General features: G+C 45.5%; 9 protein-coding genes. All 9 read left to right on the forward strand.

The features are described from left to right. The first annotated feature begins 62 nt into the window (after nt 1-62). The 9 genes from AC0IYG_RS23900 (at nt 63) to ppk1 (ending at nt 11,147) form a co-directional block, all read left to right on the forward strand. Nucleotides 63-776, forward strand: coding sequence for an HAD family hydrolase (locus AC0IYG_RS23900; protein ID WP_471713585.1), 714 nt, complete (start codon nt 63-65; stop codon nt 774-776). Between the two features lie 51 nt (nt 777-827). After that, nucleotides 828-1,739 (forward strand): PfkB family carbohydrate kinase, encoded by a 912-nt coding sequence (locus AC0IYG_RS23905; protein ID WP_471713586.1) that lies wholly within the window; start codon nt 828-830, stop codon nt 1,737-1,739. A gap of 24 nt (nt 1,740-1,763) precedes the next feature. Continuing rightward, nucleotides 1,764-2,336: a DUF4833 domain-containing protein gene (locus AC0IYG_RS23910; RefSeq protein WP_471713587.1), complete on the forward strand. Its 573-nt coding sequence runs from the start codon at nt 1,764-1,766 to the stop codon at nt 2,334-2,336. Between the two features lie 156 nt (nt 2,337-2,492). Beyond that, entirely contained in the window at nt 2,493-3,239 is a 747-nt protein-coding gene (gene cmoA / locus AC0IYG_RS23915; protein WP_471713588.1) for a carboxy-S-adenosyl-L-methionine synthase CmoA, read from the forward strand. Nucleotide 3,240: 1 nt separating this feature from the next. Beyond that, nucleotides 3,241-3,969: a methyltransferase family protein gene (locus AC0IYG_RS23920; protein WP_471713589.1), complete on the forward strand. Its 729-nt coding sequence runs from the start codon at nt 3,241-3,243 to the stop codon at nt 3,967-3,969. A 101-nt stretch (nt 3,970-4,070) separates the two neighbouring features. Beyond that, nucleotides 4,071-5,357, forward strand: a complete 1,287-nt coding sequence (locus AC0IYG_RS23925) for an NAD(P)/FAD-dependent oxidoreductase (protein WP_471713591.1) — start codon at nt 4,071-4,073, stop codon at nt 5,355-5,357. Between the two features lie 84 nt (nt 5,358-5,441). Further along, complete coding sequence (locus AC0IYG_RS23930) at nt 5,442-7,838, forward strand: GAF domain-containing protein (protein WP_471713592.1); 2,397 nt, start codon at nt 5,442-5,444, stop codon at nt 7,836-7,838. A 36-nt stretch (nt 7,839-7,874) separates the two neighbouring features. After that, nucleotides 7,875-9,104 (forward strand): Pycsar system effector family protein, encoded by a 1,230-nt coding sequence (locus AC0IYG_RS23935; protein WP_471713593.1) that lies wholly within the window; start codon nt 7,875-7,877, stop codon nt 9,102-9,104. Between the two features lie 6 nt (nt 9,105-9,110). After that, nucleotides 9,111-11,147, forward strand: coding sequence for a polyphosphate kinase 1 (ppk1, locus tag AC0IYG_RS23940; RefSeq protein ID WP_471713594.1), 2,037 nt, complete (start codon nt 9,111-9,113; stop codon nt 11,145-11,147). Nucleotides 11,148-11,150 lie beyond the last annotated feature (3 nt).

Consider the following 11,150-nt stretch of genomic DNA (forward strand, 5'->3'; position numbering starts at 1 on the left):
TTGATTTAATATTTTAAAAATTACAAAGGGCCGACAGCTGAATGCCGAAAGCCGAAGTATCTATGATTAAAGGAATTTTATTTGATTACGGTGGTACGATCGATACCAACGGCCTGCATTGGGCCAATGTTTTATGGGAAAGTTACCAGAATAATCAGGTAAATGTGGATAGAGAGGCATTTTCGGGTGCGTACAAATATGGCGAGAGAGCCCTGGCGATCAAACCGATTATTGAACCGCAGCATGTATTTTATGATGTTTTGTTTCTGAAAATCCAGCAGCAGTTCAGTTTTTTGAAAGAGAACGGGTTCAGTTTAGACGAAGCAGGCATTGAATCCATAGCACGCGAATGCGACCTTTTTGCACGCACTAATGTTGAAAAAGCAGCGCCTGTTCTGGCACAGCTGGCGCAAAAATACCCGCTCGTGATGGTTTCCAATTTTTATGGGAACATCAATCATGTCTTGCAGGACTTTGGCATTGGAAGTTACTTCCAGGCTGTCGTTGAATCTGCTGTCGTTGGCGTCCGGAAGCCCGACCCGCAAATTTACCAGCTTGGCATTAACGCACTGGGCTTTGCTCCTGAGGAATGTGTGGTCATCGGAGATTCTTACTCCAAAGACATTCAGCCGGCCCGATCATTGGGTTGCAAGACAATCTGGCTGAATGTAAAAGGGTGGGAGGATGCCGGTGAAACGAAGATGGAAGTTTCGGACGCGGATGTTGAGATTACCGATTTTGCCCAAATAGCGGAAACAATAACGATTTTGGGTTAGTTGTCAACTTTTACCGGGCACTGACACAAGCCTTGGTAAAATTAAATTAAAATGAAGATGTACGACATTTGTACCATAGGGCACATCACATTGGATAAAGTGGTAACCCCTCAGTCTGTCAAATACATGCCTGGAGGCACATCGTTTTATTTCTCCAAAGCGCTGCGGCAGTTCGATGTGAACTATGTGCTGGTAACAGCTTTGGCAGAATCAGAAAACCACATTTTATCCGCATTAAGGGAAGAAAATATCGAGGTGTTCTCTCAGCCGAGCGAGCATACGGTGTATTTTGAAAATATCTACAGTGCCAACCAGGATTACCGCGAACAGAATGTGCTGCACAAAGCAGCGCCATTCACCACCGCGCAGATGCCTGACGTTGAATCGAGGATATTTCATTTGGGTCCGTTGCTTTCGGATGATATTACGGTTGATCTGTTGAAGTCGCTTGCTGAAAAAGCCACGGTTTCACTGGACATCCAGGGATTTCTCCGTTATGTGAAGGATCAAAAGGTTTTGTATAAAGACTGGGCCGATAAAAAAGAAGCGCTTCCGCATGTTTCTATACTCAAAGCAAACGAGTTTGAAATGGAAGTGGTTACCGGCACCAGCGACGTGCGCAAGGGCGCAGCATATCTCGCGGACCTTGGTGTAAAGGAAGTGATTATAACCTTGGGCAGCAGAGGCTCACTGATCTATAAAAACAATGATTTTTTCAGAATTCCGGCTTACAAGCCAACGGCGATCGTGGATGCGACCGGCTGCGGTGACACTTACATGGCCGGTTATCTGAACAAAAGAATACAGGGAGCAGGCGTGCAGGAAGCAGGTGAATTTGGTGCGGCCATGGCCACATTGAAAATACAGTCGTCCGGACCATTTTCGGGAAATGCCGCAATGGTTGAAGAAGTGCTTCAATATGGTGAATGTGACCGAGAAATGATTGCCCAGGCAATTTATTAATAGTAGTATTACTCAACAAATTTTATGAAAAACGCAGTCAGTATCATGTTGGCGCTAAGCCTGCTGCTGTGTTCGTATTCAGAGAGCCATTCTGCAGATAAAAACTCAATCGCGGCCGTTGCTGAGCCCGACGAGTTTCCCGTACCAAAGAATATCCCCGGATTACTTTTCTACATTCAGCGTGACCCCAATGCGAATACAATCATTTACCATCTTAACGTGGATGCACAGGGCCAGTTAAGCCGTAAGAATCCTGTTGATGCGTTCTGGATCAAGTATGCCGACGGCGGCAAAAAATCGGATCTCAATTATCTGCAGCGCAAGTTTGCTTACGGGATCAATTCCAAGTCAATCGGCAATTCCGCATTCGAACTGCGGTCGGTGGCTTATTCCAAATTGCCGCTTTTATTAAAAAAAGACAGCAAGAACGAGTATCACGTTTACGCCAATATTGATAAAAAGGAATGCATCCTGAGCCGGGTTTTTATCCGGATCGACGGTGGAACGTTCTGGTCTCCCAATGTACTTTATATTGAACTGAAAGGAGTCGAAACGGCGACCGGCAAAACGGTCGTGCAGCGGATTAAACCTGTGTAGATTGCAAAAATCTTCGGGTAATGCTTTTAGCGGCTGGATTTTGTGTTTTATTTGTCAAATGATAAAGACGAATTCCGTGTCAGTGCTTTAATGGGCTCATGGCAGGGTTTTTGATCAGACGAAATAAAACCATATCCCGAAAAACCTAACCCAAGCATGGCCGAATCACCGCATCCCGAACAGGACAATGTTTTCAAAGATGAGATTACCAAAGTATCGGATTTCAAATTCGGTACGACAGTTGTAAAGGTTTTTGACGACATGGTCAGCAGATCCGTCCCGTTTTATAATGAAATGCAGCGTATGCTCGGGGAGATTGCAGCGGACCACGTCAAGGAAGGAAGTTCCCTTTATGACCTCGGTTGCTCAACTGGCACCACCATGATAGAAGTGGACAAGCTCATCCCGTCCGATATCCGGTTCATAGGGATAGATGAGTCCACCGAAATGCTTGACAAATGCGATATCAAACTTAAAGAGGCAGGTTTTGTTCGCCCTTACGAGCTGGTGACCGGTGATCTGCACGAGCCGCTTCCAATTAAGAATGCGTCGGTTGTGATCCTTTGTCTCACATTGCAATTTGTAAGGCCGCTTTACAGAGAACGGCTTTTGCGCAACATTTACGAAGGATTGAATCCGGGAGGAGTTTTATTGCTGGTTGAAAAAGTGCTTGCGGAAAGCACCGTATTCAACCGGGACTTTATCAAATATTACTATAATTATAAGCGCCGTAACCATTACAGCGAAATGGAAATTTCGCAAAAAAGGGAGGCTTTGGAAAACGTTCTGATCCCTTACAAGCTGTCCGAAAACTTGCTTCTGTTGAAGGAAACGGGTTTCGGAGACTGTGAGACTTTCTTTAAATGGTATAACTTTTCAGGACTAATCGCTTATAAAAAATAAAATGGTAACTATCGGTAATTTCTTTTTCAGGTTCAGAAACATCTTATTCATTTTTCTTTATCTGTTGCTTTTCCTTCCGTCGCCGATGTTGTTCAAGCCAGAGCATTTCGGAGAAAAATATTACTTGTTTCCAATCATTCTGGGTTTGCTGGTAACATTCTCGGGAGAAATTATCCGCGGGATCACGATCGGGCTCGCTTACATTATCCGCGGCGGGCGCGACAGAAGGGTTTATGCAGAAAAGCTTGTGACCGAAGGGATTTTTAAACATTGCCGCAATCCGCTTTATGTAGGCAACATTCTCATGCTGCTGGGTGTAGGAATTTTGTCCAATTCGTTGGTATATGTGGGCATTGTTATGCCATCTTTCTTGTTTATATATCAGGCGATCGTGCTTGCAGAAGAAAACTTTTTGCGCAACAAGTTCGGGGCCGATTTTGACAATTATTGTAAAAGAGTAAACCGGTGGCTGATCAATTTTAATGGCATGTCTGAGACATTTAAAGACATGCGGTTTAATTATAAGCGATGGATTTTAAAGGAATATAACACTTTGTTCGTCTGGTTAATGGGGATCACGGCGATCATTTTGTTCAGATACCCGGAACTTACGCCTGACAGCGATACGCGTGTGAAGCTTTTTATAGGCATCGGCGTATTTCTTGGCCTGGTTTATGGATATATCAAATATTTGAAAAAATCCGGAAAAATGACCGACAGCCTGGCCTAGCGTGCCTCTTGAGTTTCTTACCGGGGAAAAGCTAGCAGTCAGTTGCCGACACATTTCGGAGCGAATAACTAATGATAACCCCCTATAAAAAGTAAGAAATTATGAAGATCGTAATCGTTGGAGGCGGCTTTGCTGGCGTCAATCTCGCAATTGACCTCGCTAAAAACAGCAAGTTCGAAATAACACTGGTTGACAAAAACAACTATAACTTTTTTCCACCACTGATTTATCAGGTTGCCACGGCTTTTCTTGAGCCGTCCAGCATCAGCTATCCGTTCCGCAAGCTTTTCAGAGGCAAGCAGAACTTTACGTTCCGCCTCGGCGAGCTGCAGCGTGTCGTAACCAACGAAAACAAGATCATTCTTTCGAACGGGGAACTCGAATACGACTTCCTGGTTTTTGCCACCGGCGCAGAGACAAATTTCTTCGGCATGGAAAACGTGAAGCGCAATGCCACGCCCATGAAAACGCTCGAAGATGCCATCGGCATGCGCAATAAAATGCTGCAGCAAATGGAGCTTGCCACGATTTCCGAAGATCCCGACGAAGTGAGAAAGCTCCTGACCGTTGTCATAGCAGGCGGCGGGCCAACCGGCGTTGAGATCTCCGGAATGTTTGCCGAGATGCGCAACGGCATTTTAAGAAAAGAGTATCCGCAGCTTGCCGGAAAAGGAAGCGAAATTTATCTCGTGGACGGCGGCGACGCATTGCTATCTCCCATGAGCGAAGCTTCCCAAAAGGATACTTACGAGGCCTTGAGAAAGCTCGGCGTCAAGATAAAACTGAACACGCACGTTTCTGATTTTGTTGATGATAAAGTATGTTTCAGCGAAGGCGAATGCATTGAGGCAAAGACATTGATCTGGGCCGCGGGCGTAACAGGTAAGGTGTTCGAAGGCGTTCCGCCGGAAGCTTACGGACGTGGACGACGCATGCTCGTGGACGCACACAACAAACTGATCGGCACTTACAACATTTATGCAATCGGCGACGCAAGTCTCCAGCAAACCGACCCGAATTTCCCGAACGGACATCCGCAGGTGGCGCAGGTGGCGATTCAGCAAGGCAAGCTGCTCGCTGCCAACTTCTCACGGATTGCAGAAGGTCAGCCTTTGAAGGCATTTACCTATAAAGACAAAGGCTCGATGGCCATTATCGGTCGCGCGAAGGCCGTGGTGGACATGCCGGCACCGAAAGTGCATTTTAAAGGAGTAATTGCATGGCTTGCTTGGTTGTTTATCCACCTTGTTTCGCTGATTAACCACCGCAACCGGATCACGACGCTGTACAACTGGATGGTGGCCTATTTTACCAAAGACCAGTCTTTGCGTATGATCATCAAGCCATCTGTCACCGAAAAGGCCAAAGAAGTGATATTAAAAGAGTAACTTAAAGATTTAACATTGGAGTTTAACAAAAAACGCGGACTTTTGATGACCGTCAAAAGTGAGCGCGTTTAACAAAAAATAATAATGGAACCGACTATTATTGATGTAATCCAAGATGCACCATACGGTCTCCAACAAATCGATTCTTCCATCTCTTTCAGAAATTTTATCAACTTTCTGGAAGAGAAAGCAGAACAGGAAAAAACAGTCAAAAAAACATTCTTCTCCATGGTGCTGGACCGGCTTCGGTCTAATCCGGCATTCTCCGCAGACATTGAAATTAATAATATCTCGGACTTCAAAGAGGAACTAAGTTTGGTGTATGGCATGCTCATGCCACCCGTTACGAACGAAGATGACGTTTTTTGGGCACTCAGTACACCCGTTAGCCCAGTTGTATTTTACGGAACGTCAGGCTTTTACAAGCTGATGACGGATAATTCGGGCTGTGTCCGGTGCGAGATCGCAGATAAAACTGTGGTCAATGTAAAGCAGAAGATGAAAAAGATCTATTCGTTTATCCTCGAACGGCTTTATCATTTTCCGCCTTTGCATGAAAGTGACATGATCATCGGGCTTAATGACGAAAGGACAGGCCTGAAAAGATTTTACCGGGCCAATCTGGACACGCGTTTTGCTGACGTATATGCCAAAGGAAGTCTTCCCGAACTCGACCTCGAAGAGATTCGGAAAGAGTTGCAGGAATCGAACGATATTTCCGTGCTTACGCGCCTGCTGCCTTTATCGTTGTTCCGGTTTGAGGGCTTTTCAGTCATCACATTCACCGATGTAACAGCCGAACACGCTGTAGATAACATTAAAAGTGCGATCCTCGATCGTGCTTCCCAGGATTCCGGTTCTTATTTCCGAAATGTAACGGATGCGCTTAAAATGCTGGCGTGCAATGCCGACATTGATTTCGGCTTGCTTCCCGTTTTGCGCGTGAACAATAAGCTTGTATTTGACCGGAGCACCGTGCTTTTCAGTAAGCTGATGACCGCCGCACTGAAAGATGACAAGGCGGAAGACATGTATTTGTCAATGGCAAATCAGTATTTTCAGGCGCCTAAGATCGTTTTCATGCGGAATCTGGCAATCGAAGATGAAACCAAGCAGGATTTTATCCGCGTACTCAAAGCCGATGGCGTTGAATCGTATGCATTGCTTCCTGTTTATTATGATAGCAAAGCCATTGGTGTGCTGGAAGTTTATTCCAAATCTCAGAAGGCGATTGACGAGCGCGTGCTGACGAGGCTCGATGCGGCCCTTCCTTTTATCGGCCAAATGATGAAATACTACATTGACGAGTTCAATGTGGAGATCGATAATGTGATCAAGGATAAATTCACCTCGCTGCAACCAGCCGTCCAATGGCGGTTCCGGGAAACGGCATGGCATTATCTACGCGACAAATCACCTGCTATGCCTTCGCCCACAATTGAAAACATCCAGTTCCGCAATGTATATCCGCTTTACGGAGCCATTGATATCCGGAATTCCACATTAGAAAGAAATGCAGCATTAAGAGATGATTTGCACATTCAATTTGACTTATTGATTGAAACCTTTACGATTTTAAAGCAGAAACTGGGATTCGGGCTTGCCGATGAAATGATCTACAAATGCAAAAAGTGGATTGAAGAAATCAACAACGACAGCACTGATAATGATGAAGTCCGCGTGCGTGATTTCCTGGAAAACGAAGCGCATCCGTTTCTGATCCATTTTAAGGAAGCTCGGGCATTTCAGATGGCGTCAGACATTGACGATGATGAGAGTGAGGAACTGGTGGATGTGATCGACCGGTATTTTGAAATTACAGACGAGCAAAACGGCGCCGCTTACATCAACAGAAGGGCGCTGGAAGCTTCTATGCAAAAGATCAATTCATCCGTCAATCTTTATCTTGACCTTTTCAGGAAAGAAATCCAGCAATCGTATCCCTGCTATTTTGAGAAATTCCGCACCGACGGGATAGAATACGACATTTACATTGGTCAGTCCATTGAACCGGAGAAAAAATTCAGTGAGCTTTATCTGAAAAATATCCGGCTGTGGCAATTGACTTCCATGGCCGCCATCGCAAAAATCACCAATTCGCTGATTCCGCAGATGGATAAGCCACTGGAAACAACGCAGCTGATCTTTATCCATTCCAGCAGCATTGACATTAGTTTCCGCGACGATGAACGCCGTTTTGATGTAGAAGGCGCGTATAACATTCGTTACCAGGTGATCAAGAAAAGGATTGATAAAGTCCACATCAAAGGCACCGGCGAGCGGCTTACCCAGCCTGGAAAGATTTCGTTGGTTTATTTTAATAGTAAATCCGCCGAAGAATATGTGGGTTATATCCGGTATTTGCAGGAAAAAAAGACTTTAAATGATGATCTTGAATTCCTTGACCTTGAAGAATTGCAGGGAGTTACCGGATTGAAAGCCCTGCGGATAGGAGTGAACCTCGAATCCGAATGGAGCTGATATAATAAGAAGCGCTACTCAAAATTTGATCATTATATGAATTACAACCATCGGCTCGACAAGGTAAAGCATCATGTGCACCATTTTTTTGGAACGAAAGAACTGGCGCAGCTTAGTTACCACAATCTGGTGCATACCGAGGCCGTCGTGTCGAATGCTGTAAAAATTGCCAATCATTACAGGCTGGAAGATAAGGAGACATTCATTGTTGTAACGGCTGCATGGTTTCATGACACGGGTTACAGCAGCGGCGACGCTCCGGGTCATGAGCAGCGCGGTGCCGAGCTGGCAGGCGCATTTCTTGAATCCGAAGGCATTGATGAAAGCGTTATCGCAGAAGTCAAAGGTTGTATACTGGCCACCATATGGCCTCAGAATCCCAAAAATTTTTTGCAGCAGGTCGTTTGTGATGCCGATCTCTTCCATTTTGGAACATCCGAATTTTCGGATTGGAACAAGCTCGTTCGTAAAGAAGCCGAGCAGCGTTCGGGTCGGAAAATTGACAAAGCCGAGTGGCGCAGAAGCACCATTGCCTTGCTGGAATCGCACCGTTTTCACACCGATTACTGCCGCGATCTGCTGGATAAGCAAAAGCAGAAAAACCTTGACAAGCTGAGGGAAAAAGAGGTGGAAACTGCTGAGGTTAAAGAGCATGCCGTAAGTCCGGCAATGGCAGAATCTGTTTTGGAACTGGCCGCTCCCGAAATAATGGAGGCCCGAAAGCCAAAAAATGACCGCCCTGATAAAGGAATCGAAACCATGTTCCGGATCAGTTCCAATAACCATCAGCGGTTAAGTGATATGGCTGATAATAAGGCACATATCATGATCACCACGACATCGATCATTATTTCCGTTTTGCTGAGTATCCTGATCCGGAAACTGGAAGACAATACATATCTGATCATTCCGACCATGTTGCTGCTGACCGTTTGTATGGTCACAATGGTGTTTTCCATATTATCGACGCGTCCCACCATTCCGCACGGCACATTTACGCAGGAAGACATTGATACGAAAAATGTGAACCTGCTCTTTTTCGGTAATTTTTACAGAATGTCATTTACCGATTATTCCAACGGCATGCAGCGCATGATGAACGACCGCGATTTTCTTTACGGAAGTTTGACCAAAGACGTTTACTCGCAAGGCGTGGTGCTGGGCCGGAAATACAGGCTGTTGCGCATTGCTTATAATGTCTTTATGTTCGGGATCGTGGTTTCGGTGCTTGCTTTCCTCATTGCCTCCATTGTAGTCGAGCATTGATCAGTCATGGAAAAATACCGCTATTTTAACCGGGACATCAGCTGGCTCACCTTCAATGGCCGGGTTTTGCAAGAGGCTGCCAATGAAGCGGTTCCGCTGATGGAGCGTATCCGGTTTCTTTCCATTTACTCATCCAATCTGGACGAATTTTACCGGGTAAGGATGCCTTATCTTCGAAAAAAATCTATTCAGGATGCCAATGAAGATGCATATAGCAAAGCCAGTGACATGATTGATGGACAGCTCGATGCATTCGGGGAGATTTTGCGCGAATCGGTGATTCCGGAATTGAGCCTCTTGGGTGTTAATTTCTGTTACACCAATGGCATTCCAGCCAGCATATTAAGCTTTGTCAATCAGTATTTTTTCGCGCAGGTTGCGGGTTTTCTGCAGCCTATTTTTTTAACCAAAAACGCGCCTTTCTTTCCTGAAAACAATCAGCTTTATCTGGTCGTCATTCTCCGTTTTCCACCTGACGAGGAGCACGTTGCGTTGGTTAATGTGCCCACTGGCAATCTCAACCGCTTTTTGAAAATCAAGCAGGAGAATCAGGATCACATTGTTTTCCTGGAAGACATTATCAAGCATAATCTGAAAAGTCTTTTTCCCGAAGCCATCGAAATCCAGTCTTTCAACATTAAAGTTACCCGTGATGCGGAGCTGGATATGATGGACGAGGATGGTGAAGATGTGGCAGAAAAATTTGAAAAGCAATTGCAAAAGCGCGACCTCGGATTTGCAACCAGATTGTTGTTCGAACCGGGTTTGCCCCTGCGTCATCTGCAAAACATTGTAACAACATTTGATCTCAAAAGTGCTTCTGTGGTTCAGGGAGGGCATTATCATAACCTGAAAGATCTGGCCTCACTCCCCGTAAGTCCACCCGCGCAAACCTATCCTGCATGGCCGCCTGTCCCAGCAACAGCAAGCATTAATGAAAATACGACCCTTTTTGACGCATTAACAAAGGAAGATTTGATGGTGCATGCTCCTTACCAGAGCTATGACACCATTTTGCGGTTTTTTAATGAAGCGGCCATCAATCCCATGGTGGAGGAGATTTACACGACCATGTATCGTGTTGCGCATGACTCTAAGATCGCTTTTGCATTGATCAGCGCTGCCAAAAATGGGAAAAAAGTGACTGTGCTGGTTGAGTTAAAGGCCAGGTTTGACGAAGCTAATAACATTCGTTGGGCTAAAAAAATGAAGTCGGCCGGTGTCAAAATCGTTCATAGTGTGAATGCGCTGAAAGTGCATGCAAAGCTTGCATTAATAAAACGAAAACACCCTGAATTTCCCTATCTGGGCCTTTTAGCAACGGGAAATCTTAATGAAGGCACCGCGCGATTTTACACAGATCATATCCTGCTAACCGCACATCAGCCCATGCTTACGGAAGCGGAAACGCTTTTCCGGTTCCTTAGCAAAAAGAAAAAACCCGACGCTTCGGACCTCATTGCATTCCAGCATTTATTGGTCGCGCAGTTCAACTTGCAGGGAAAATTTTTACAGCTTCTGGATCGGGAAATAGCCAATGCCCGCAACGGCTTGCCGACCGGCATTACCATCAAGCTGAACAATCTGGAAGAAGAAGTGCTGATCAACAAACTTTACGAAGCTTCCAATGCGGGCACTAAAATCAATCTGATCGTCCGCAGCATTTGCAGGATTGTGCCCGGCGTTCCCGGACAAAGTGAAAACATCACCGTAAAACGGATCGTCGATCGCTTCCTTGAACACGGCCGCATTTTCATCTTCCATAACAACGGCCAGCCCGAAGTTTTTATGGGCTCGGCAGACTGGATGAACCGCAACATTTACCGGCGAATCGAGGTTTGTTTCCCGATTTATAACCAAAAATTAAAAGACAAGCTGATCGAGATCATCGCGCTGCAATGGCAGGACAATGTGCAGGCCGTGTACATTGACAGTGCATTGAACAATGTGCCGGTTGAAAAATCAGTGCCATTAGTCCGCTCCCAGGAAGCAATTTACAGGCTGTTGTCTCAACCAACGGCCGAATTAAACACCACATTTTAACAA

The organism is Dyadobacter sp. AC419 (assembly GCF_979253085.1).

What these genes read in the sequence shown, in the direction of transcription:
- AC0IYG_RS23900 (WP_471713585.1), top strand. Translation starts at nt 63, where the DNA reads ATGATTAAAGGAATTTTATTTGATTACGGTGGTACGATCGATACCAAC.
- AC0IYG_RS23905 (WP_471713586.1), top strand. Translation starts at nt 828, where the DNA reads ATGAAGATGTACGACATTTGTACCATAGGGCACATCACATTGGATAAA.
- AC0IYG_RS23910 (WP_471713587.1), top strand. Translation starts at nt 1,764, where the DNA reads ATGAAAAACGCAGTCAGTATCATGTTGGCGCTAAGCCTGCTGCTGTGT.
- cmoA (WP_471713588.1), top strand. Translation starts at nt 2,493, where the DNA reads ATGGCCGAATCACCGCATCCCGAACAGGACAATGTTTTCAAAGATGAG.
- AC0IYG_RS23920 (WP_471713589.1), top strand. Translation starts at nt 3,241, where the DNA reads ATGGTAACTATCGGTAATTTCTTTTTCAGGTTCAGAAACATCTTATTC.
- AC0IYG_RS23925 (WP_471713591.1), top strand. Translation starts at nt 4,071, where the DNA reads ATGAAGATCGTAATCGTTGGAGGCGGCTTTGCTGGCGTCAATCTCGCA.
- AC0IYG_RS23930 (WP_471713592.1), top strand. Translation starts at nt 5,442, where the DNA reads ATGGAACCGACTATTATTGATGTAATCCAAGATGCACCATACGGTCTC.
- AC0IYG_RS23935 (WP_471713593.1), top strand. Translation starts at nt 7,875, where the DNA reads ATGAATTACAACCATCGGCTCGACAAGGTAAAGCATCATGTGCACCAT.
- ppk1 (WP_471713594.1), top strand. Translation starts at nt 9,111, where the DNA reads ATGGAAAAATACCGCTATTTTAACCGGGACATCAGCTGGCTCACCTTC.